Origin of the sequence: uncultured Maribacter sp. (assembly GCF_963974015.1) — a bacterium.
Taxonomy (GTDB): Bacteria; Bacteroidota; Bacteroidia; order Flavobacteriales; family Flavobacteriaceae; genus Maribacter.
Map to the genome: position 1 here is coordinate 70,233 of NZ_CAXBBZ010000013.1, position 22,675 is coordinate 92,907.

The window sequence follows — 22,675 nt, forward strand, 5'->3', positions numbered from 1 at the left end:
GTTAGTTATTCTTCCCTCATTAATTCAAACAAAGTAATTTCTGGTCTAACATTAAACCGGACTTGAAGAAGGCATCCTAAAGCTCGATTTATATAAAGTGTTCTACCGTCTTCCAAATCAATTTCTCCTGCATCATATTTTTTATTTCTGACAGGAAGCATTGGTGGAGGTAAAAAGGGTGGTTTTACTTGTCCACCATGCGTATGCCCAGAAAGGATCCAACCTTTAAAATTATTCCAAACGGGCAAGTCACAAACATCTGGATTATGACAAAGGGTAATATTTGCCTTTGAAGGATCATACTTCTTTGTCGCTTCTTCAGGATGAAAATTAATTCCCCAAAGGTCATCTATACCTATAAAATTAATACCATTTAAATCTATGGCATTATTCCTTAAAACAGTAATACCTGCGGTTTCTAAACTTTTCGTAATACTCCTCGCTACAGATTCTTCAGCGTAATCGATACCATAATCATGATTACCTAGAATTCCAATAGTTCCTAAACTTCCTGTGACTGCATAATCAAGCACTTCCTGCAATTGTAAAATTTGCTCATCATCATCATAATTTATATAGTCACCCGTATACACCACAAAATCTGGTTTTAGTTGCTGAGCTTCCTTAAATGAATCTATAATGTATTTATAATCAAAGCTTTTACCAATATGTATATCGCTAATCTGCATTAAAGTTTTACCTACAAGTTCTTTTGGTAAATTTTTCAACGGCATTTTCACATGAACAAACTCCATCCAAAAAGGCTCAATCTGCCAACTATACAATCCAGTTAAAATACCTAAGCCAGCTCCCCACTTAAAAGTTTTCTTTATAAACTTTCTCCTTTTCATTATTAACTAAAGTTTTTAATTATCATATCCGACAGGCATTATTCGAACTTTTGAATGTTTTTCAAAAGCGCTACCAATACACAGCAAATTAGCTTCTGAAAATTGCTTGCCAATGAAGGTAAGACCAATTGGTTCTCCTGAAGCTTTATACCCCATAGGAACTGTGAGGGCCGGGTACTTGGCAACGGCTGCGTAACCCGCATGATAATTATTGATTGATAATACAGCATCTAATTTATTTTGATCCATTACTGTATCAAAAAAAGTACGGCCATTTTTTTCGAGATTTGATTTTATACCCTCTAACTCTCCCACTGATGTAGAATCAGAAATAATACCCTCAAAAAGTGCTTGACCATAAGGAATTCTAGTTAACGAATCGGCCTTATTAAAGGATACAACATCAGCAATAGATTTGATTTTCACCAAATTTGCATTCGAATATTCTTTTAAATAGACTGGCAAATCATTACGCATATCAATATTCAGAATGCTTAAAAAACCATCCATCGTAACCTCTGGAGGTGTAAACTCTATTATCGTAGCACCGGCATTTTCAATACCCTCAATTGTTTTTCTGTAAATACTATCTGTTTCCATCAACTCATTAATAGCTCCCAACCTCATTTCTTTGAATGGCTTAGGATGCAGACCAGCGGATAATATACCCGGAAAATTGTCGTCAACCGATTTTGAATCCATTTCATCATAACCAAGCATAGCAGATAATAAAATAGCGTTGTCAACAACATTTTTCGTCATCGGACCTGGAGTATCTAAAGTACTAGAAATAGGAACTATCCCAGAGCGACTCAACAAACCGATTGTAGGTTTCAAACCTACTACCGAGTTTTGACTACTTGGAGATAATATTGACCCCGAAGTTTCTGTACCAACTGCAGCGACTGCATAATTGGCAGCAACAGCAGTACCACTACCCGAACTTGACCCACCTGTTTCAAAAATCCTACGCCCATAAGGATTCAGGGTTTGACCTCCATAAGCGCTATACCCAACAGGGCAACCAGAACATAAAAAATAAGCCCATTCACTTAAATTCACCTTTCCTAAAATAAGTGCACCATTCTTTTTTAATTCTTCTACAATGAAAGAATCTTCAACTGCATTATCAGTCAACACAATAGACCCAGCCGTAGTTTTCATGCCAGAGGTATTGATATTATCTTTTAATAAAATTGGCATACCGTAAATAGGATGTTGTACATGTGAAACGGTTCCCGATTTTTTTTCTTCATCTAATCTTCGAGCCTCCTTAACAACATCATTATTGAGTGCAATAATTGTATTTAAGGTAGTAGCATTATCCAATTCATATTTATAAATACGATACAAATAGAAAAGCACCAAATCTTCATAGGTCAGTTCATTCTCTTGAATGTGATGACGAATAGTGAAAATATTCTGTTCCAATATCATAGGGACCAAAGCTTCATAATCTGCCTCACTTAACTTCGAAACTTCACCATACAAAGGTTTGAATACGTCATTTTTATCAAGTACCTTAGACTGAATCAATTTATATTTCATACGACCTTTTTCATGGTCTGCATTTGCTGCTACTTCAGCTGAATCATTATATGGAGTCCATAAAATGAGTTCATCTTTCATTGAATCTTGCTCATTTTTACACGCACTCAACATAATGATTACCAGTAACAACAAATGCTTTTTCATAATGCTTATTTATTTTTCAAAAGTATCATTTTCCAATCTTTAATATTGTTAGCATTCAATCTAACAAACTCATCTTTATTTTCTTTACTAGCTAATTTCGATGACATTTCTGCCGCTTTAATAGCATCTGAGTACTTCTCCAAATCAGCTAAAAGCAAAGACCTTACTCGATGAAAATAATAGGTATCACCTCCCAAATTTAAAGCCATATCAATATAACCAAGTGATTTGACCTGCAAAATTCCCTGTTCTTGATTGTACCTTGCAATTTCGTAGTACGTTTGAGCAGTAGGCGAGTTAAATAGTTTTTCCTTAATCTGAGCCTGCATAACTGACTCAGTGTCAATTTGAATAGGAATAGACACTTTCGTATTACCCCACTTCCAAATCATGGTAATTTCATTATGAGTTATCTCATCAAACGAAATCAAAAAATTCTCTTGAAATTCTAAAGTTTCCAATGGAACAACCTTTATTCTCAAAGCATCGTCTTGAGAATCATAATCCAATCGGCCATCACCCCAATGGGTCGTATTATTGTGAAACACAATTTGCCATTCATCTTCTTCAGGATAAACGTATAAAGCATAACTACCTTTTTGAAGATCTTGTCCACCAATTACAACACTAGAAAGGAATGTTATTTTGGTAGATTCATTAGCACCTACCCGCCATATACGGCCGTAAGGAACTAGTGCGGACTTTCCATTTACTTGCTCGCCAAATAATAGACGGCCCTTAGCAGATGGCCTAGAATATTCTACCGTTATTTTTGAAAGTCCAAATTCTTGTACTATTGTAGCAAAGGGGCTTGCCTTCGGATGATTGATTTGCGCCCAGCAAAAACTAGATAAAAAAAAACAAATTATGAAATCAACCTTCCTCAATTTTAAATTTTAAAGAAAGAATCTACAAACTCATATTTATTAAACACTTGCAAATCTTCGATACCCTCACCTACACCAATATACTTAACCGGTATTTTAAACTGATCCGAAATACCTATAACCACACCACCTTTTGCAGTTCCGTCTAATTTGGTAATTGCCAAAGCTGTTACTTCAGTAGCCTTTGTAAATTGTTTTGCCTGTTCAAAAGCATTCTGACCTGTAGAACCATCAAGAACCAACAATACTTCGTGAGGTGTATTTTCCACTACTTTTTGCATCACGCGTTTAACCTTTGTCAACTCATTCATTAAGTTGACCTTATTATGTAACCGCCCGGCTGTATCAATAATGACAACATCGGCATCTTGGGTCAAGGCAGAACTTAAAGTATCAAAAGCCACAGAAGCAGGATCACTTCCCATTTGTTGCTTAACAATTGGAACCCCAACCCTATCGGCCCAAACCTGTAATTGGTCTATCGCTGCAGCCCTAAATGTATCAGCAGCACCTAATACAACTTTTAAACCTTGTTTCTTATATTGATAAGCAAGTTTCCCTATGGTTGTTGTCTTACCCACACCATTAACACCAACTACCATAATTACATATGGTTTCTTATCACTCGGTATATTTAACCCTGAATTTTCACTTGGGTCAGTTTCAGATAATAAACCAGCAATCTCTTCGCGTAAAATTCCATTGAGTTCATCTGTACCTACATATTTATCGCGCGCAACCCTAGCCTCAATTCTAGTAATTATTTTCAAAGTAGTATCGACTCCAACATCAGAAGAAACTAAAACCTCTTCTAAATTATCAAGTACATCGTCATCTACTTTAGACTTGCCAGCAACCGCCTTTCCCAACTTTGAAAAAAAGTTAGTTTTAGTCTTTTCCAAACCTTTATCTAAGGTTTCCTTTTTCTGTGAAGAAAATATTTTTTTAAATAAGCTCATTGTTAAAACTATGGTTATTCAAATATAAAAATTAAAAAGCCCCTTTCGTAGGAAAGGGGCTCAATAACTACTAAAAGTTAGTTTTCTTATTTCTTGGCAATCCAAGCATCTACCAATTCTGGTGGCATTACTTGCTCTACAAAAACGTAAGCACCTGATTTTGGTGACTTAACCATTTTTATAGCCTTTGTCAATCTTTTAGAACTTGTCTGTAAACTTGCTACGGTCTTCTTAGCCATGACTTATATTTTTTGTGATTTTCTTAAATCGAAAATCTATTTAATTTCTTTATGAACGGTCATTCTCTTAAGAATAGGATTGAATTTTTTAATTTCCAATCTCTCAGGAGTGTTCTTTTTATTCTTCGTAGTGATATATCTTGAAGTACCTGGTTGACCAGATTCTTTATGCTCTGTGCATTCTAATATAACTTGTATTCTATTACCTTTCTTTGCCATCTTACGCTCTATTTTCCAGATTACTTAATAACTAATCCTTTTGCTTTTGCTTCTTTCAAAACAGCAGATATACCTTTCTTATTGATACTCTTTAAAGCTCTTGTAGATACTTTAAGAGTTATCCAACGGTCTTCTTCTGGAATGTAAAAACGTTTCTTTGAAAGATTTACATCAAATCTTCTTCTCGTCTTATTAATCGAAAACGAAACATTGTTTCCGAACATCGCCTTCTTTCCCGTAATTTCACAAACTTTTGACATCGTGCTGGTTTTTTCTTTTAAACAGGGTGCAAATTTATATCATTTTTATCGTTCAGACAACTATAAACATCACATTTTTAAAATTTCTTTTTGAAGCAGCTCAAATGCCTTATTCACAGCCTTTTCCACAATACGTTCTCGAGTGCTTCCCATTTGAAATTCTTGAACTAAATGCACATCTGGACCATCAATCGCGATAAATATATTTCCAACCTCAGCATTTGAATCTCCTTTAGTTGGGCCGGCATTGCCTGTTGTCGCAATAGCAAAATCTGTTTTCATCAATTTTCGCACTCCTTTTGCCATAGCACTTGCAACTTCTGCACTAACAACTGAATACTTATCGATAATTTCTTGAGGCACCTTAAGTACATTTACCTTAGTTTCTGTAGCATAGCTCACTACACTACCTTTAAAATATTTTGAAGCTCCAGGTATGGAAGTTATATTTTCGGCAATTTTACCACCTGTGAAACTTTCGGCCGTAGATACTGTTAAATTTCTTTTTGTAAGCAATTTTGCAATGACCTCTTCAATAGTTTCATCATCCTCTAAACCAAACATAATATCATTGATAAACGGATAGAGTTTTTCACATTCAGCGTCGATTGAAGCAATTAGTTGATCATAATCAGGTCCTTTTCCTGACAAACGCAATCTGACTTTCCCTAAATTAGGCAAGTAAGCCAACTTTATGGAAGGTGGAAGATTATCTTCCCATGACTCTATTCGATTCGAAATTGAACTTTCACCCAGACCATAAGTGACTATAGTTCTATGAATGATATGTGGTCTTTTGTAAAAAGCAGCTAATTTTGGTATGACCGATTCAACCATTAAATGCTTCATTTCAAAAGGTACACCTGGCATCGAAATAAATGTTACTCCGTCTTGATGCATCCACATTCCTGGCGCTGTACCATTTGCGTTGTGCAATACTTCTGCCCTACTAGGCACCAAGGCCTGTTTTCGATTGATATCTGATATAGGTGTACTAGAAATATACTTTGCGAACAAGTTCTCAACATGTGCCAGTACTGCAGCATTCTCTACAAGCTCATCATTAAAAAATTCACAAAAGGTATGCTTGGTAATATCGTCTTTCGTCGGACCAAGTCCACCGGTCACCAATACGATATCTACACGTTTTGCAGCATCGCTAAATGCATTTAAAATATGTTCCTTATCGTCTTGGATAGAGGTGATTTGGTAAACTGAAATTCCAATTTTATTAAGCTCTTTGGCTATAAATACGGAGTTGGTATCAACTATTTGGCCTATGAGAATTTCATCACCAATAGTTATAATTTCTGCAAGCATTATAAATGGAAGTCTTTTTTTAATTCTGCAACAACCTGATTAATATCGGTTTTAAGCAAAGGAAATTTCCTCTCCATTTCATCCATATTGCCTTCCTCTTTCCCTAAAGTTTCCAATTCTAACGCAATGGCACGTGTTTGCTCCATACCCAACAAATCTACATTAGGTTTTATTTTATGGGCCAACTGATAAACCTGACCATAGTCTTTGGCGATTAACGCCTTTTCCAATAAATCTAAATCCTCAGGAACTTCTTCCAAAAAAACAGATATTACAGAATTTATAAAATCCTGATCTCCCTCTGCCATCTCATTAATCTTATCCAGGTTATAAATCATTATTTAATTTTTAAGGTAAAAAGCTCTATATTTTCCAAGCTACCCGAAAGATAGTCATTTGGACTTATTTTGCCAACACCGGCAGGAGTTCCTGTGAAAATTACATCTCCTTTTTTAAGCATAAAGAATGTTGATGCATACGCTATGATTTCATCTATCTTCCAAAGCATAAAACTGGTATTACCATTCTGCACTACTTCACCATTCTTTACCAACTTGAAATTCAAATCATTAAGGTCGTTAAATTGTGTTTTAGGGAGCCACTCCCCTATTACGGCAGCACCATCAAAACCTTTCGCCTTTTCCCAAGGCAGTCCTTTTTCTTTTAATTTCGACTGTAAATCTCGAGCCGTAAAATCTATACCTAATCCAATTTCATCGTAATAGGAAGATGCAAACTCCTCGCTAATATGTTTTCCTACCTTTTTAATCTTCACTAAGACCTCAACTTCATAATGAATGTCATTAGAAAACTCGGGGATATAAAAATCCTGTTGTTTGGGTAATACTGCGGAATCCGGTTTTATAAAAATGACAGGCTCTTCTGGTTTTTCATTTTTAAGTTCTGCAATATGTGCAGCGTAATTCCTTCCAATGCAAATAATTTTCATTAGGCGCCAATCTATAGTTTAACTTAATTTATTATTGAGCTTGCTCAACTTTATTTGGGTAAGTATCTTCTTCGTATATAACGGAAAATCTGCATTTAGCATCCACCCAAAATAGCCAGGCTCATTTTCTAACACAGCATGAACTTTTTTCCCTTTATGTTTTCCAAAAGAAAATACTTCTTCTCCTTCTTCATCCATAGCAATGAAACCTGCAAAATCTACCGATTGTTTTCTTCTTGAAAATTCGGAAAGTTTTTTAATATTGTTTTCTAAGTCTGGGTATCTATCTAACTGAGAAAGCAAAACTTCATATGTCGCATTGGCATCTGCAGCAGCGCTATGGGCATCTAATAAATCTTTATCACAGTAGAACTTATATGCAGCTTCTAACGTTCGTTTTTCCATTTTATGAAAAATTGTCTGCACATCTACAGATACTGTATTTTTCATATCAAAATCTATATCTGCACGCAATAATTCTTCCGCAAGTAACGGAATGTCGAATCGGTCAGAATTAAATCCGCCTAAATCACTATCCCTTATAATATTGTAAATTTCTTTAGAAAGTTCTTTGAAGGTTGGCTCATTTGCCACCTTTTCATTGGTTATGCCATGCACCGCAATAACCTCATCCGGTATAACCATTTCTGGATTTACCAACCATGTTTTACTTTCCTTATTTCCATTTGGAAATATTTTCAGTATTGCAATTTCGACAATTCGATCCTTTGCGACATTGACACCAGTTGTTTCTAAATCGAAAAAACAAATAGGCCTAGTAAGCTTTAATTCCATACGAGTCTAACTTTTGACAAAGATACCTTTTCGTTCTATGAACGCTATAGGGCGCCTCTGTTTAAATTTATTCTAAAAATACACTTCTGCTGATAAGTATACTTGATGATTTATAAGCGAGTATTAATTATGTTATTAAAGGCAGACCCAAAAGTATAACTTATACCTACCCGAAAACCAAGTTCATAATCTGTAGCAATTTGCTTTTGCTGCAATAACACATCTTCAATAGATGCATCACCTGCAGGCAAGTTAATTTGATCACGTATTACCTCAAAATTACCGGAAAAAGTAACTGCTAAGCCCTTATAGATCCTAACGGATAATCTACCGAACAACTCTATCCTGTTTTTATTGAAATCTTCCAAAAACGTAGAACCTCGCAATCTACTATACACATTTCCCCATGGTTGCCTATATCGAAGTTGAACATCTAACGAGTGGTTGAACACCCCTTCTTCCTGTAATCCAAATACGGTGTCATCAATATAATCATTATAGAAATACCCGATGCGATAGGCAAATACAAGCTCACGGCGTAGTACCTCTCGATAGGGAAAAATATTATACTCTAAAGCCGGATTTAGATAGCCACGAAAATTTAAATTAGTAAATGTATTATGCGTTGCACCACCAAAGAGACCAACCGACCAATGATCCGTTAAACTTCGAACAACACTAGCATCTCCAGAATACCTTAAACGCTCGCTAGTGAAAGTTTCACCATCTTGTTTGAACTCGCTTCTCGCCTCGTTCATTTCCAAATCTACCCTTATCCGCCATTTTTCAGTTACCCGATCACTTTCAAAACCAAGCTCATATTGAAAAGCTTTTCTACTTGTTTCCTTGTCTAACTCTGCTTCACCATATATTTCAAAGAGCCAATTGTTCCAAGGATCTTCAATTTCAATATTCATGATTTCACCCATGTCATCTGTATTAATAGAATAGGTGATTTTTTCAGCCATATTTGATTCTAGAATATATTTCAATAATCCTGACTTAATTTTCTCTACCAAACCCCTCCTCACCTCATCGCTAGTCATGGTTGCCGTTGTTTCGTAAGCCAGTTTCACTAAAATGCTTTCGAAAACACCTATTCCTTTAAAGTCTAACGAATAGGTTCTACCGCCACTACCGTTAGCTATATCGTAAATAAATAATTGAACATTTGCTTGAGATTGATCCCGTACGTGATTTACATAGCCAATTTCTTGACGGATATAATTTTTTTCGCAATCACAATCGGTAAAAAGACGCACAGGTTCTTTTTCCAATTCTTGTGAACGAACTGAAATAATGGATATTAAACAAATTAAGAAAAAGATAATTTTACTATAAGAGCAAAGAAACATAGAAAATAAATAATTAAAAGAATACTAAAGATAACAGTATTCTAAACTGGTTCAAATACTACTACCTTCTTAAAATATCGCCTTTAATTAAATTTCACGGTTTGGATCCCAAGCCTCTAAATAATCTGCTATAGCCTTTGCAAACATACTACCTAGCGCACCATTGACAACTCTATGGTCATAACTATGCGATAAATACATTTTACTACGAATACCTATAAAGTCGCCTTCTGGAGTTTCAATAACCGAAGGCATTTTTCGAATAGCCCCTAATGCCAAAATACCTACCTGTGGCTGATTAATAATCGGAGTACCGAACACACTACCAAATGTACCTACGTTGGTTACCGTATATGTACCACCTTGTACTTCATCTGGCTTTAAAGCATTATTCCTAGAACGGTTGGCCAAGTCATTTATAACCTTCGCCATTCCTACCAAATTTAATAGGTCTGCATTCTTAATTACCGGAACAATAAGATTACCATCTGGTAATGCAGCCGCCATACCTATATTTATACTTTTCTTTTTAATAACGGTATCCCCATCAACTGAGATATTCATCATCGGATATTTCTTCAAAGCCTTAGCAACGGCCTCCATGAAAATTGGAGTGAAAGTTAATTTTTCACCTTCTCTTTTAAAGAAAGCATCTTTCATCTTATTGCGCCAACTTACAATGTTGGTTACATCAACTTCAATAAAACTTTGAACATGTGCAGATGTTGAAACACTATCCGTCATGTGTTTGGCAATCAACTTGCCCATTCTAGTCATAGAAATCACCTCATCGTCTCCAGAAACCTGAACTTTGGGCTTATCAATCACTGGTTCATTAATTTTAACAGGCGAAGGCGCAGAAGTTCTACCCGCTGCAATTGCAGCTGGTTTCACCTGTTCAGCAGTTGGTGCTTTTAAATGATGAGAACTTGCTCCATTTTTTACATAGTTCAATATATCATCTTTTGTAACCCTACCATCTTTACCAGAACCTGGTATAGTTTCGAGCGCTTCAAACGAAATACCTTCTTGCTTAGCAATATTCTTAACTAAAGGTGAATAGAATCGGTCTGAATCCCCTATGACCAAATCTGCGGAAGAAGTATAAGATTTAGCTTTTATAACAGCCTGTTCAGCTTCAGAAACCATTTCTTCTTGTACAGCTACCTCAACATCTTTTTTATCAATAATTTCTGCAACCTCACTCTCTTCAACATCTCCATCTATCTCAATAATCGCCACGGTCTGACCAACTTTAATTATATCATCAACATTAAAGCATTTCTCTATCAAAACACCATCTACCTCACTTGGCACCTCACTATCAACTTTATCTGTAGCAATTTCAAAAATGGCTTCATCCATCTCAATAGTATCCCCTACCTCTTTCAACCATGACGTCAATGTTGCTTCTGCAACACTCTCTCCCATACGTGGTAGTTTCAATTCAAATTTTGACATATCGATAATTTATAGCTTGTTTTGTATATATTTTTTGCAAAAATAATAAAATTTACACCTTTTGGTTGATATTATAGCGAAATAACAAGAACTAATCTTGTCTTAGCGAACCTTCAAACGGAACTCTATTCACTATACTTCTCCCTAAGGTTACCTCATCAGCATATTCCAATTCATCACCTACTGCAATACCTCGCGCAATGGTAGACGTCTTTACCTCTAAACCTTCAATTTGTCTGAAAATATAAAAGTTAGTCGTGTCGCCTTCCATTGTAGAACTCAACGCAAAAATCAATTCTTTTATTACGCCTTTTTCTACTTTTTCAACAAGCGATTTAATTTTTAAATTTTGTGGCCCAATACCTTCCATAGGAGAAATTTTTCCCCCAAGAACATGATACTTTCCCCTGAATTGACCTGTATTTTCTATTGCCATTACATCTCTAATATCTTCAACGACACAAACCAAAGCATCATCTCTTTTAGGGTTTGCGCAAATTTCACACATATTGGTATCTGAAATATTATGACAATTCTGACAAAACTGAATTTTACTTCTCAAACTAACCAATGATGATGAAAGATTTTCTGTACGCTGTTCTGGTTGCTTTAGCAAATGTAAAACTAAGCGTAATGCAGTTCGCTTACCAATACCTGGCAATTGCGACACTTCATATACTGCATTTTCTAATAATTTAGATGAAAAATCCATAGGCTTTAATGGGTATAAATTTACGATTAAAGTTGAAAAATATACCTTACAGCGTGTACAAAATTCTTATTGAATTATAGTCATATTTTATGATACACTTGTAAATAGGCTATACTTAAATAGTATAGAAACCCCTAGTGATTTCTGTAGTAATCCCTTAAATATGTTTTTAGTTCTAATAACCAGCTTCAGACACTGTTAGAAGTAAAGCAAGTTTAATGGCCTCTGCACCATTCTCGTTCAACCACCATTCATTTAATGAATGCGCACCACCACCAATACCACCTCTGCCTATAGTTATTGCCGGAATTCCCAAAGAAATAGGAATATTGCTATTGGTAGATCCTCTAGTAAGACTTGGCGTAGAACCAAATAACGTTGTAACACTAATAGCTCTTTGCACCAAAGGTGTGTCTATGGATAATTCTCCTGAAGGCCTATCTCCAATCTTAATTAATTCTAAAGAAATCTTGTCATCAATGCCAGAGTTATTATATTCTTCTAAAGCTGTTTGCATAGATGCCTTAAAAATACTATCAATCTCAACCAGCCTATCTTTATCGACTGAACGCATATCTACTTCCATCCAAGATTCGAAAGGTATAGAGTTTACAGAAGTTCCTCCACCCATTCTTCCAATATTGAAGCTTGTTTTAGGTCCTTCGTCTGTATATTTTTTAGCATTGACAGAAAACTCCTTTATAGCATAACCTAAAGCATGATGTGGATTCGCCAATCCAAATGCTCCCCAAGAATGGCCACCCTTACCTGTAAATAAAGCCTTATACCTAACAGACCCCAAACCAGCGTTATTCACTCTCCCTATTGCTCCACCATCAATTGATATCCATGAATCTATTTTAGGTGCACCATTTCTAAAAAGATGCTTAACCCCTCTTAAATCTCCTAATCCCTCTTCACCTACTGATGCAACAAACCAAATATCCGCTTTCGTCTTTAAATTAGAATTTTTCATTGCTTTAAAAATAGTCAGTAGCATCGCCAATCCCCTAGTATCATCTCCTATTCCTGGCGCGAATAATGTATCACCTCTTTGTTGCACATTTACACTTGTACCTTCTGGAAAAACGGTATCTAAATGAGCATCTAATGCTATTACTTTTCCACCTTCTGTTCCTTTTTTCAATGCAACAACATTACCAACTTCGTCTATTGAGACATTGTCGACACCTGCATCAACAAACATTTTCTCTAAGGCCTTAGCTCTTTCCCCTTCTAAAAAAGGTGGAGCTGCAATTTCAGTTAATTCAATTAAGTTTTTATTCGTTTCTTCTTCGATAGCATCTATATACTCAAAAGCACTTTTTATACTTTTATCTTTCAATAATTTTGCAAGTTCCTTGTCAATTTTCTTATGTGTTTTTAAAGCATCTTGACCATACACATTATTGGTGATACTAAAAATGAAAACCAATACCATTACAATTATCTTATCAGAAAAATTATTCAATCGCCTCATTATTTATGCTTTTAGAATTTGTACGATGAAAAGGTATCAAAAAATATTTCTACTAAAAAAATTCGAATACTTTATTAGCTATTAATTCGAGAATTGTCAATTTAAGCCCAACCTTTTCACCTTATCTTAATACCTCCTTTAACTTTTTGTAATTTGCCCTCAAAATAATAAATAATGAACGCCTCTCATATACTACTTTTGATTTCTGGCTATTTCGTTTTGCTTTTGATTATTTCATATTTCACTGGCAAAAACGATTCCAATGAAGATTTTTTTAAGGCCGGAAAACAATCGCCTTGGTATTTAGTTGCCTTTGGTATGGTTGGAGCATCATTATCTGGTGTCACTTTCATTTCGGTTCCTGGCTGGGTCGATGCTTCCCAATTTAGCTACATGCAAGTGGTGTTTGGTTACTTTCTAGGTTATATGGTTACTGCATTCGTACTACTACCTATTTATTATAAACAAAACGTTACTTCTATTTATGAATATCTTGATGATAGATTTGGTTTTGTTAGCTATAAAGTTGGCGCCATATCATTTTTCATATCTAGGGTTTTAGGTGCTGCATTTCGATTATTCTTAGTAGCTATCGTACTGCAACAATTTGTTTTTGATGCTTGGAATGTTCCTTTCGAAATAACCGTCATTCTTTCTATATTACTTATTTGGGTCTATACATTTAGAGGTGGAATAAAAACTATCGTTTGGACAGATACTTTACAAACATTATTCATGCTTGTATCTGTCGGACTTTCTATTTATTTTATTTTGGATAAAATGGATTGGACCTTCATTGAGTTCTTAAATTCGCCAGAATTGGGACAATACAGTAAAACTATTTTTACAGATGATTTTTCGTCAAAAAAACATTTGGTTAAATCATTTTTAGGCGGAATGTTTATTACTATTTGCATGACTGGCCTAGACCAAGATATGATGCAAAAAAACCTAACATGTAAAAATTTAGGGGAAGCTCAAAAAAACATGGTCAGCTTTAGTATTGTGCTCGTAGTAGTTACATTTATTTTTATGTTGCTAGGTGCGCTTTTATTCATTTATGCCGACACACACAATATAGCAATACCACTCATGGATGGCTCACCAAAATCTGATTTACTTTTTCCAGAAATTGCCTTAAATAGTGGCTTAGGTATTACCGTTGCCATAACTTTCATGCTAGGCTTAATAGCAGCGGCTTACAGCAGTGCGGATAGTGCACTAACATCTCTAACCACTTCATTTTGTGTAGATTTTCTCAACACTGAAAAAAAATCACAAAAGAAAGCAAAGAAAATAAGGAGAATGACACATATTGGCATGAGTGTATTACTGATTATGGTAGTCATCTCATTCAAATATATTTTAGATAGAAATGTAATTGATGGTTTACTTACCGTAGCTTCTTACACTTACGGGCCTCTACTAGGTTTATTCTCTTTTGGTATTTTCACAAAGCATCAGGTAAAAGATAAATATGTCTGGATAGTTGCCTTAATCTGTGTTTCAATAATTCTTGTTTTAGCTAAACTACCAAATGAATATTTAGGTGGATATATATTTGGATATGAGCTACTACCTTTAAACGGTCTACTTACTTTCGTAGGACTATGGCTTATTCGAAGACGGCCAGCAGAGCCGAGTATTAACGATATTACTTAGGATTTTTCAATATCGACCAGTAGACAAAAGTACTAAGGTACAGGCCACATCGACTTCTATACCGTTCTTTTCAAGTAAACTATAAAATGTGGGATTTTCAGTACCCGGATTAAATATTACCCTAATTGGGGCTAAAGAAATTAGCTCATTAAAATATTCTTCTTGTCTTTTTGGACTTAGATATAGGGTAATTGTATGAATATCATTAATTTTGTCAAAATTATTACTGATGTTGACTCCAGAAACCTCACCTTCCCTCAATCCGTAGGCTTGGGTTTCTATTCCAGAATCTACCAGTCTTCTTATTGCTAAATTGCTATAACGAGCTGGGTTCAAGGAAGCTCCAAAAACAAGGGTCTTTTTCATCATATTAAAATGTTAAAATATTACATATATGTAACTAATTGCGCAATATTTCGTCTATTAGCATAGTTAGATATTGTCTGAGTATTAAAATTTATTGTTGGTAACGCTATATGTTTATAGTTAATGGTTAGTGTTTAGTATAGCCTATCAGCATTATGAAGCCCGGCTTCCAATTCATTTTGGAATGTCCGGGTTTTTATTTTTCAAGACACTCATAAAAGAAAAATTCCTACAATATCTAAAATAAGTCACACTACAGCAGTAACAATAGATATAAAAATTCGTCTATTATATTGTATAGGTATATTTAATAAAGAAGAATGGTTGGTTTTTTCTTGTTAGGTAAGCTATATAGAACCCATGGTTTTACCATGGGTTCTTTATTTACCACCTTATGATTACACTACCCCATGTAAAGCCACTACCAAATGCGGCCAAAACCACAAGATCACCTTCATTGACTTTCCCCTTTTCCCAAGCTTCTGTAAGCGCAATAGGAATAGATGCAGCTGTAGTATTACCGTATTTCATAATATTGTTGAACACTTGATCATCGGTAAGTTTAAATTTCTTTTGAATAAACTGTGATATTCTAAGATTTGCTTGATGTGGTACCAATAAATCTATATCGGTAGATTTCAGTTTGTTCTTTTCTAAACCTTCAATAATGACCTCGCTAAAACGCACAACTGCATTTTTAAACACAAATTGACCATTCATATAAGGAAAGTAAGATTCATCATTAGGGTCATTATCTGCTATAATATCAGTAACCCATCTTTTGCCCATACCTGGGGCAATCAATGAAAGTTCTTCAGCATGCTGTCCTTCAGAATGCAAATGGGTAGAAAGAATTCCTTTAGAGTTGTCTTCTTCTCTACTTAAAATGGCAGCACCAGCACCGTCACCAAAAATAACGGATACACCTCTACCTCTAGTAGTCATGTCCAATCCGTGAGAATGGAGTTCAGAACCAATAACCAATACATTTTTATACATACCGGTTTTAATATATTGGTCAGCAACAGAAATTGCATATACAAAACCCGAACATTGATTACGAACATCTAAGGCACCAACAGTTTTAATACCTAAATCTCTTTGAACTAAAACACCTGGACCAGGAAAATAATAATCAGGACTTAGTGTAGCGAAAATAATAAAATCAATATCATCTTTATCAATACCAGCTCTTTCAATAGCAATTTTTGCGGCTTTCACGCCCATGGTAGTTGTAGTATCACCATCACCACTTACAACATGCCTTCTTTCTTTAATACCGGTTCTTTCTTGAATCCAGGCATCATTGGTATCCATCAATTTTGACAAATCATCATTTGTCACTACGTTATCAGGAACATAATGACCTAAGCCAATTATTTTTGAATTATACATAGTAATATTTTTAACCTGAAAGATTTCAGGCAGAATTAGTGTTGCAATATAAACAAGAATTAATAATCAAGCTTAAAAATGTAACAATCACCAGTAATAAGAATGTTGCTGTAAATCTTAATCTAAGTATTTCTTAAAATTATTCACCTTAATATTGGCTTTTAAATCGTGAAGTAAATTATATAACCCAAAAAAAGTACGATTCATATATAGAAAATGCTTGGACCCTCTATTACCATTCATCTTCCTAATTTGTTTGTCTGATGCAAACTGCTCTCCTAAATCTGCTATTCTACCCCAAAAAACCTCATCGTCGAAATCAAATTCCTCATTATGAAACGGAGATGTAAACAAACTCAACAACTGATAAAAGAGTACTTTAAAAAATTCTATTTCAACTGGTTTATCGGTTACCGCCAAAATTTCTAATTCATACAATTTATCTGTAAAAATCTTATCATTAGAAATATTCTCAGGTTTTGCTAATTCGAAATAAGGTATATAAAACGAATCAGGAACCTCTTTGATGCAACCAAAATCAATGGCTATTAATTCATTCTCTTCATTCACCAAAAAATTACCGGGATGCGGATCAGCATGCACTTTTCGTAACCCATGAATCTGAAACATATAAAAATCCCACAATGCCTGGCCTAACTTATCCCCTGTTTCTTGTGAAAAATCTGTTTTGGTGAATTCACTTAAATGCTTGCCGGTCATCCAGTCCATTGTAATAATTCGTTCACTGGATAAATCTTTGTAGTACTGAGGGAATTTTAGATTTGGTATACCCTTACAAGCCTTTGTTATTTCTATACTTTGAGCAACTTCCAGCAAATAGTCCGTCTCCTCTATTAGTTTATTCTCTACTTCTTTAAAATATTTGCCAGAGTCTTTACCTTGTAGATTAAACATTCGAATAGCTATAGGTTTTACTATGGCCAAATCACTACTAATACTTTGTGCAACACCAGGGTATTGAATTTTAACCGCTAATGTTTTACCATATTTGGTCGCCTTATGTACTTGACCTATACTTGCCGCATTTATAGAATCTTTTTCGAAAGTATCAAAAACTTCTTCTGGATATTTATCTAAATATTTTTTGAATGTTTTACGCACCAAAGGGGCAGATAATGGTGGAACAGAAAACTGGGATAAAGAAAATTTTTCCACATAAGCATTTGGCAATAAATTCTTTTCCATACTCAACATCTGAGCTACTTTTAAAGCACTACCCTTAAGAGATTTTAATCCGTCATAAATGTCTGTGGCATTATCCTCGTTCAGTTCGTCTTTCGTTGTATCAGGATTTATAATTTTCTTGCCTAAATATTTTGCATAATTGCCCCCAATTTTGGCCCCTGTCCTAACTAGCTTACTAGCTCGTTCAATCTTTCCAGTGGGTATTCTATCAAGTGTTTTCAAATTGTAGGTTCGTTAGATTAGGCAAAAGTTTCCTTGTAAAGAAATTTACCGAAATCGAGAATGTTCTCTAAGGGAGTATTATCGAATACATCAAATATAGTATTGACAGATTTTTCTATTGCGACATCTGTCTTCTCAAAACCTGCCGAATCATCAGACTTCCAAAAATTCAATAAAAACATAAATTGTAACCAAGCACCTTCTGAGAATAACTGAGGATTGTGCTTGGTGATTTTTGTATTTTTATTCCCATTCCCAGCTACTATTAAACCTTTTGTGAACTCTTTTACATTCCTTCGCAGGCCTTTAAGCTGCTCCATATTCTTCAGCGTATTATTAGATTGTTCCATTGCGAATAAAACATAACTTCTGTTAAGGGTTAATACCTCAAAAAAGGTATAGAAAAAAGTAAGCATCTTATCTCTATTAGAAAAATCTTGATACTCTTTATTCTTCAACATAACATTAGATGCATTATCGAAAAAGATAGTCCATATACCTTTTTGCAATGTACTTATTGAACCAAAATGTAAATAAAAATCAGATTCTTGTATACTGTTTACCTTACAAAACTTATAAACCGTCTTTGGCACTTCTTCATGCTCTAAAACATAGTCCATAAACATTGCAACGATAGATTCTCTCGATATTTTTTTTGCTTTTGTAGACATATTCAATAGTTTTTATAAAAAGGTACGATGCAATTTTCATAGTTAGAAGTTTTTATGAAACATTAGCTTTTGTTTAGCAAAAACGTGCTATTAAAAAATAGCACGTTTTAAACAACCTAACCAATAAATAATCAACTTGTGATTATGTGTAAAATTCTTTTTCATAGCACTTTTTCACAATCACATTACAAATATACATTATGTTTAACTTTTTACCGCAATAGATAAACAAAAATATATGTTAAACTTTACAAGCACTTAAAACTGTCAGTTTGTCACAAACTACTATTGTGGTATTTTTTTTGACTTCACTGCATCAAACAATTATATAGCAATAGTCACTAGAATGGTGACATAAATAATATAACATATGGCAACAGGTAAAATTAATGTGTCTGTAGACAACATTTTTCCACTTATTAAAAAGTTCTTATATAGCGATCATGAAATTTTTCTTAGAGAATTAATTTCAAACGCTACCGATGCAACTTTGAAGATGAAGCATTTAACAACTATTGGCGAAGCTAAAGTTGATTACGGCGACCCTATTATTGAAGTTAAGGTCGACAAAGAAGGAAAAAAACTTCATATTATTGACCAAGGTCTAGGTATGACCGAAGAAGAGGTTAAAAAATATATTAATGAAGTTGCTTTTTCAGGAGCAGAGGAGTTCTTGAACAAATATGAAGATTCTGCCAAAGATTCAGGTATTATCGGCCATTTTGGTTTAGGTTTCTATTCTGCATTTATGGTTGCTAATAAAGTAGAAATTATAACTAAAAGTTATAAAGATGAGCCAGCCGTACGTTGGTCTTGCGATGGTTCTCCTGAATTTGTAATGGAAGAGGCCCAAAAAGATACTCGCGGTACAGAGATTATACTTCATATAGCAGATGATTCTACCGAGTTCTTAGAAGATGGTAAGATAAAGAGCTTGTTGAGTAAGTATAACAAGTTTATGCCTATTCCGATAAAATTCGGAATGAGAACAGAAACCTTACCAAAACCAGAAGGCGCAAAAAAAGAAGACCCTGCACCAACAGTAGAGGTTGATAATATTATCAACAACCCTAACCCAGCTTGGACAAAACAACCTGCAGATTTAAAACCGGAAGATTATCAAAGTTTTTACAGAGAGCTATACCCAATGCAGTTCGAGGAGCCTTTGTTCCACATTCACTTAAATGTAGACTACCCTTTCAATCTTACGGGTATACTTTACTTTCCAAAACTTTCTAATGACTTAAACCAACAAAAAGATAGAATTCAGCTTTATCAGAATCAGGTTTTTGTAACGGATAATGTTGAAGGTATTGTACCTGAATTTTTGACCATGCTACGTGGTGTAATCGATTCTCCAGATATTCCTCTAAACGTATCTCGTTCTTACTTACAGGCCGACGGTGCCGTAAAGAAAATCTCTTCTTACATCACTAGAAAAGTAGCCGATAAATTAAACTCTTTATTCAAAAACAACAGAGAGGAATTTGAAGCAAAATGGAACGATATTAAAATCGTTATTGAGTACGGAATGCTGTCTGAAGATAAATTCTTTGATAAAGCAGATAAGTTTGCACTTTACCCAACGGTAGATGGTTCTTATTTTACTTTTGAAGAATTACAAGAAAAGATTAAAGCAACACAAACTGACAAAGACGGTAAAACGGTTATTCTTTATGCTTCTGACAAAGAAGCTCAACATAGTTATATAGAAACGGCTAAGGCTAAAGGATATGAAGTGTTGTTATTAGACTCTCCTATTATTGGTCACTTGATACAGAAATTAGAAAGTTCTAAAGAAAATATTTCTTTTGCTCGTGTAGATGCTGACCATATCGATAAACTGATTCAGAAAGAGGATACTCAAATTTCTAAAATGTCCGATGAGGAAAAGGAAACTTTAAAAACAGAATTGGAAAAAGTAATTGGAGAAAAAAGCAACTATACGGTTCAATTAGAAGCTATGGATAGTGATGCTTCACCATTTACCATTACAGAACCAGAATTTATGCGTCGTATGAAAGAGATGCAACAGACCGGTGGCGGTGGCGGTATGTTCGGTATGGGTGCCATGCCTGAAATGTACAACCTAATCGTTAATACAAATAATGAGCTGGTCGGTGAAATATTGAATACAAAAACAGCCAAGAAAAAAGAACGTTTGATCAATCAATCACTAGACTTGGCCAAGCTATCTAAAGGTTTACTAAAAGGAAAGGATTTGACGGAGTTTATTAAACGTAGTTATGAGATGGTAAAATAATCTCATTCATTTATAAGTTTAAAAAAGCCACTACATATTTTGTAGTGGCTTTTTTATTAATTAATCCATAAGACTACCAATAAATTGGACCAGTACCCAAATACTTTTCAGCAATTGGCCGATAGTAATCCAGTACCTCATCTAAGTCATACACTTTCTGACTTTTGGTATACAGATCATATTTATTAAAATCTTTAATCAATTTTAAATAACCAGCATCTTTATCATTTAAAAGTTCTTTATAACTGCCACCGGAATGCCAAGGATAAAAGGAGTGGTAACGTATCATCACCATAGCCTCTTCTGGTAATGTATTTGTTTTATGATTATTTAACACTTGGTACAAATATTCATCATGGCCCCAAGCTAAATCTACATTATCTATACCACAGTTCTTTTCATAAATGCCTGTTGATGTATTATATTTTTCATTCTTCATGTCTTTATTAAGACTATTGAATTCAGGAAATACACATGTGTCCGGTAATGCGCAGCCTACTATAAATACATCGCCGACCATACCCCATTGTTCTGCTTGGCTCGTACCATCTTCATCAGACCCTTTTAAGAACATTACTTTACCCAGATCATGAATCAAACCTGTCAATTGCATCCAATCAGGTCTGCCATCTGCGCGTATAGCTTCAGCACTTTGTATTAAATGCTGAATGTTAGGTAAGTTAATATCCGGATCACTTACATCAATAAGACTATTCAAATGACGCATGGCATCCCAAAGATCCATGGGCTTATCAAAGGTTAGATATTTTTTATGCATATGCTGTACATAATCCAAAGTTTGATTTTTTCTCATCTTACGATAGTGTTCCTTTACCGCAACCGATACATCTGGTGCATTATAGTCCCTGAAAACTTTTTCTTCCATGAGGTAGAATTTAATTGTTAGATAAATTTACACATTCCCTAGAATTAAATATAAAATCACTGTAAACAAAACCAAGAACAAACTAAATGGTTTAGCATATTTCCAAGGTTTCAAATCTAATATTCCAGAGTCTTGCATTTCAAATTTCTCTTCATTTGAAAAAAAGTTCGAAGCCAAGTGCATAACTATAATATTCAGAATAAATTCTAATCCCCAAATGTGAACAAAATGAAGATTTACTTTAAATCCGAAATTCACTATGACATAAAAAAGCAATCCAAATAATAACCCGATTTTAGCTCCGGTAGCCGTAACCCTTGGAAATAAGAATCCTGCTATTATTACGCTCGCAATAGGAATAAAGAATATCCCATTCAATTCTTGTAAAAGTTGATATAGTCCTGCAGGGGCATTGGCTACAAATGGTGCAATTGAAATCGCAAATATGGCAAGAATGGCCGATGTTAGTTTTCCTATTCTCACCAACTTAAGTTCACTACTATTTTTATTTATATATCTTTTGAATATGCCCAAACTAAATACAGTCGCCGCACTATTTAGGGCACTATTAAATGTACTTAAAATAGCACCCATCATCACTGCAACAAAGAAACCCGTTAACCATAATGGCATAACTTTCTTCACCAACAAAGGATAAATACTATCTTGATTACCGTAGTGGGTTTCTCCAAAATAATAAAATGCAATTAGTCCTGGTAAAACAATAATAAGTGGTACCAAAATCTTTAAAAGTCCTGTAAACAGTAATCCCTTTTGTGCTTCTTTTAAATTAACCGCACCCAAAACTCGTTGTATAATTGA

The 22,675-nt window shown here is 34.6% G+C and carries 22 protein-coding genes and 1 pseudogene; 2 read left to right on the plus strand and 21 right to left on the minus strand.

The annotated features are described in order from the left end of the window. Positions 1–5 precede the first annotated feature (5 nt). The 15 genes from AACZ41_RS14475 to AACZ41_RS14545 form a co-directional block, all read right to left on the minus strand. The gene (locus AACZ41_RS14475) at positions 6–851 is read right to left on the minus strand and encodes a metallophosphoesterase (RefSeq protein WP_339629257.1); all 846 of its coding nucleotides are present in this window, start codon (positions 849–851) and stop codon (positions 6–8) included. 15 nt (positions 852–866) lie between these two features. Beyond that, positions 867–2,546, minus strand: coding sequence for an amidase family protein (locus tag AACZ41_RS14480; protein WP_339629258.1), 1,680 nt, complete (start codon positions 2,544–2,546; stop codon positions 867–869). 5 nt (positions 2,547–2,551) lie between these two features. Further along, a complete protein-coding gene (locus AACZ41_RS14485; protein WP_339629259.1) occupies positions 2,552–3,433 on the minus strand; it encodes a DUF2911 domain-containing protein in 882 nt (293 codons plus the stop codon). A 2-nt stretch (positions 3,434–3,435) separates the two neighbouring features. Then, complete coding sequence (gene ftsY, locus AACZ41_RS14490; protein ID WP_339629260.1) at positions 3,436–4,392, minus strand: signal recognition particle-docking protein FtsY; 957 nt, start codon at positions 4,390–4,392, stop codon at positions 3,436–3,438. Positions 4,393–4,478: 86 nt separating this feature from the next. Continuing rightward, positions 4,479–4,631, minus strand: coding sequence for a DUF4295 domain-containing protein (locus tag AACZ41_RS14495; RefSeq protein ID WP_071340023.1), 153 nt, complete (start codon positions 4,629–4,631; stop codon positions 4,479–4,481). Between the two features lie 36 nt (positions 4,632–4,667). Then, the gene (rpmG, locus tag AACZ41_RS14500) at positions 4,668–4,850 is read right to left on the minus strand and encodes a 50S ribosomal protein L33 (protein ID WP_058105695.1); all 183 of its coding nucleotides are present in this window, start codon (positions 4,848–4,850) and stop codon (positions 4,668–4,670) included. A 20-nt stretch (positions 4,851–4,870) separates the two neighbouring features. Further along, entirely contained in the window at positions 4,871–5,110 is a 240-nt protein-coding gene (gene rpmB, locus AACZ41_RS14505) for a 50S ribosomal protein L28 (RefSeq protein WP_079512565.1), read from the minus strand. Between the two features lie 69 nt (positions 5,111–5,179). Then, positions 5,180–6,430, minus strand: coding sequence for a competence/damage-inducible protein A (locus AACZ41_RS14510; protein ID WP_339629267.1), 1,251 nt, complete (start codon positions 6,428–6,430; stop codon positions 5,180–5,182). Then, entirely contained in the window at positions 6,430–6,768 is a 339-nt protein-coding gene (locus AACZ41_RS14515) for an Hpt domain-containing protein (RefSeq protein WP_339629268.1), read from the minus strand. Before AACZ41_RS14515 ends, AACZ41_RS14510 begins: the two co-directional genes overlap by 1 nt. Next, entirely contained in the window at positions 6,768–7,379 is a 612-nt protein-coding gene (locus AACZ41_RS14520; protein WP_339629269.1) for a fumarylacetoacetate hydrolase family protein, read from the minus strand. The genes AACZ41_RS14515 and AACZ41_RS14520 overlap by 1 nt, the downstream gene beginning before the upstream one ends. A gap of 18 nt (positions 7,380–7,397) precedes the next feature. After that, the gene (locus AACZ41_RS14525; protein ID WP_339629270.1) at positions 7,398–8,174 is read right to left on the minus strand and encodes an exonuclease domain-containing protein; all 777 of its coding nucleotides are present in this window, start codon (positions 8,172–8,174) and stop codon (positions 7,398–7,400) included. Between the two features lie 110 nt (positions 8,175–8,284). Next, a complete protein-coding gene (locus AACZ41_RS14530) occupies positions 8,285–9,451 on the minus strand; it encodes a DUF481 domain-containing protein (RefSeq protein WP_339629271.1) in 1,167 nt (388 codons plus the stop codon). Positions 9,452–9,616: 165 nt separating this feature from the next. Next, positions 9,617–10,990: a dihydrolipoamide acetyltransferase family protein gene (locus AACZ41_RS14535; protein ID WP_339629273.1), complete on the minus strand. Its 1,374-nt coding sequence runs from the start codon at positions 10,988–10,990 to the stop codon at positions 9,617–9,619. A 91-nt stretch (positions 10,991–11,081) separates the two neighbouring features. Then, entirely contained in the window at positions 11,082–11,702 is a 621-nt protein-coding gene (gene recR, locus AACZ41_RS14540; RefSeq protein WP_339629274.1) for a recombination mediator RecR, read from the minus strand. Between the two features lie 175 nt (positions 11,703–11,877). Beyond that, on the minus strand, positions 11,878–13,182 hold the full coding sequence (locus AACZ41_RS14545; RefSeq protein WP_339629276.1) for a M20/M25/M40 family metallo-hydrolase: 1,305 nt from the start codon (positions 13,180–13,182) through the stop codon (positions 11,878–11,880). 174 nt (positions 13,183–13,356) lie between these two features. Between AACZ41_RS14545 and AACZ41_RS14550 the strand changes: the two genes are divergently transcribed. Then, entirely contained in the window at positions 13,357–14,844 is a 1,488-nt protein-coding gene (locus AACZ41_RS14550; RefSeq protein ID WP_339629277.1) for a sodium:solute symporter, read from the plus strand. A gap of 6 nt (positions 14,845–14,850) precedes the next feature. Here AACZ41_RS14550 and AACZ41_RS14555 read toward each other — a convergent pair whose 3' ends face one another. The 4 genes from AACZ41_RS14555 to AACZ41_RS14570 all read right to left on the minus strand — a co-directional run bounded on the left by AACZ41_RS14555 (position 14,851) and on the right by AACZ41_RS14570 (position 18,704). After that, the gene (locus AACZ41_RS14555; protein ID WP_339629284.1) at positions 14,851–15,210 is read right to left on the minus strand and encodes a CoA-binding protein; all 360 of its coding nucleotides are present in this window, start codon (positions 15,208–15,210) and stop codon (positions 14,851–14,853) included. 384 nt (positions 15,211–15,594) lie between these two features. After that, entirely contained in the window at positions 15,595–16,605 is a 1,011-nt protein-coding gene (locus tag AACZ41_RS14560; RefSeq protein WP_339629278.1) for a beta-ketoacyl-ACP synthase III, read from the minus strand. 117 nt (positions 16,606–16,722) lie between these two features. Beyond that, positions 16,723–18,033, minus strand: a complete 1,311-nt coding sequence (locus tag AACZ41_RS14565) for an AarF/UbiB family protein (RefSeq protein WP_339629279.1) — start codon at positions 18,031–18,033, stop codon at positions 16,723–16,725. 17 nt (positions 18,034–18,050) lie between these two features. Then, a complete protein-coding gene (locus AACZ41_RS14570) occupies positions 18,051–18,704 on the minus strand; it encodes a TetR family transcriptional regulator C-terminal domain-containing protein (RefSeq protein WP_339629280.1) in 654 nt (217 codons plus the stop codon). 370 nt (positions 18,705–19,074) lie between these two features. On the opposite strand from AACZ41_RS14570, the gene htpG reads away from it, so the two are divergent. Continuing rightward, a complete protein-coding gene (gene htpG / locus AACZ41_RS14575; RefSeq protein WP_339629281.1) occupies positions 19,075–20,967 on the plus strand; it encodes a molecular chaperone HtpG in 1,893 nt (630 codons plus the stop codon). Positions 20,968–21,040: 73 nt separating this feature from the next. Here htpG and AACZ41_RS14580 read toward each other — a convergent pair whose 3' ends face one another. Continuing rightward, on the minus strand, positions 21,041–21,853 hold the full coding sequence (locus tag AACZ41_RS14580; protein WP_339629282.1) for an inositol oxygenase family protein: 813 nt from the start codon (positions 21,851–21,853) through the stop codon (positions 21,041–21,043). A 27-nt stretch (positions 21,854–21,880) separates the two neighbouring features. Then, a pseudogene (locus tag AACZ41_RS14585) lies at positions 21,881–22,675 on the minus strand (solute:sodium symporter family transporter); the annotation flags it as partial.

What these genes read in the sequence shown, in the direction of transcription:
- AACZ41_RS14475 (WP_339629257.1), bottom strand. Translation starts at nt 851, where the DNA reads ATGAAAAGGAGAAAGTTTATAAAGAAAACTTTTAAGTGGGGAGCTGGC.
- AACZ41_RS14480 (WP_339629258.1), bottom strand. Translation starts at nt 2,546, where the DNA reads ATGAAAAAGCATTTGTTGTTACTGGTAATCATTATGTTGAGTGCGTGT.
- ftsY (WP_339629260.1), bottom strand. Translation starts at nt 4,392, where the DNA reads ATGAGCTTATTTAAAAAAATATTTTCTTCACAGAAAAAGGAAACCTTA.
- AACZ41_RS14495 (WP_071340023.1), bottom strand. Translation starts at nt 4,631, where the DNA reads ATGGCTAAGAAGACCGTAGCAAGTTTACAGACAAGTTCTAAAAGATTG.
- rpmG (WP_058105695.1), bottom strand. Translation starts at nt 4,850, where the DNA reads ATGGCAAAGAAAGGTAATAGAATACAAGTTATATTAGAATGCACAGAG.
- rpmB (WP_079512565.1), bottom strand. Translation starts at nt 5,110, where the DNA reads ATGTCAAAAGTTTGTGAAATTACGGGAAAGAAGGCGATGTTCGGAAAC.
- AACZ41_RS14510 (WP_339629267.1), bottom strand. Translation starts at nt 6,430, where the DNA reads ATGCTTGCAGAAATTATAACTATTGGTGATGAAATTCTCATAGGCCAA.
- AACZ41_RS14515 (WP_339629268.1), bottom strand. Translation starts at nt 6,768, where the DNA reads ATGATTTATAACCTGGATAAGATTAATGAGATGGCAGAGGGAGATCAG.
- AACZ41_RS14520 (WP_339629269.1), bottom strand. Translation starts at nt 7,379, where the DNA reads ATGAAAATTATTTGCATTGGAAGGAATTACGCTGCACATATTGCAGAA.
- AACZ41_RS14525 (WP_339629270.1), bottom strand. Translation starts at nt 8,174, where the DNA reads ATGGAATTAAAGCTTACTAGGCCTATTTGTTTTTTCGATTTAGAAACA.
- AACZ41_RS14535 (WP_339629273.1), bottom strand. Translation starts at nt 10,990, where the DNA reads ATGTCAAAATTTGAATTGAAACTACCACGTATGGGAGAGAGTGTTGCA.
- recR (WP_339629274.1), bottom strand. Translation starts at nt 11,702, where the DNA reads ATGGATTTTTCATCTAAATTATTAGAAAATGCAGTATATGAAGTGTCG.
- AACZ41_RS14545 (WP_339629276.1), bottom strand. Translation starts at nt 13,182, where the DNA reads ATGAGGCGATTGAATAATTTTTCTGATAAGATAATTGTAATGGTATTG.
- AACZ41_RS14550 (WP_339629277.1), top strand. Translation starts at nt 13,357, where the DNA reads ATGAACGCCTCTCATATACTACTTTTGATTTCTGGCTATTTCGTTTTG.
- AACZ41_RS14555 (WP_339629284.1), bottom strand. Translation starts at nt 15,210, where the DNA reads ATGAAAAAGACCCTTGTTTTTGGAGCTTCCTTGAACCCAGCTCGTTAT.
- AACZ41_RS14560 (WP_339629278.1), bottom strand. Translation starts at nt 16,605, where the DNA reads ATGTATAATTCAAAAATAATTGGCTTAGGTCATTATGTTCCTGATAAC.
- AACZ41_RS14570 (WP_339629280.1), bottom strand. Translation starts at nt 18,704, where the DNA reads ATGTCTACAAAAGCAAAAAAAATATCGAGAGAATCTATCGTTGCAATG.
- htpG (WP_339629281.1), top strand. Translation starts at nt 19,075, where the DNA reads ATGGCAACAGGTAAAATTAATGTGTCTGTAGACAACATTTTTCCACTT.
- AACZ41_RS14580 (WP_339629282.1), bottom strand. Translation starts at nt 21,853, where the DNA reads ATGGAAGAAAAAGTTTTCAGGGACTATAATGCACCAGATGTATCGGTT.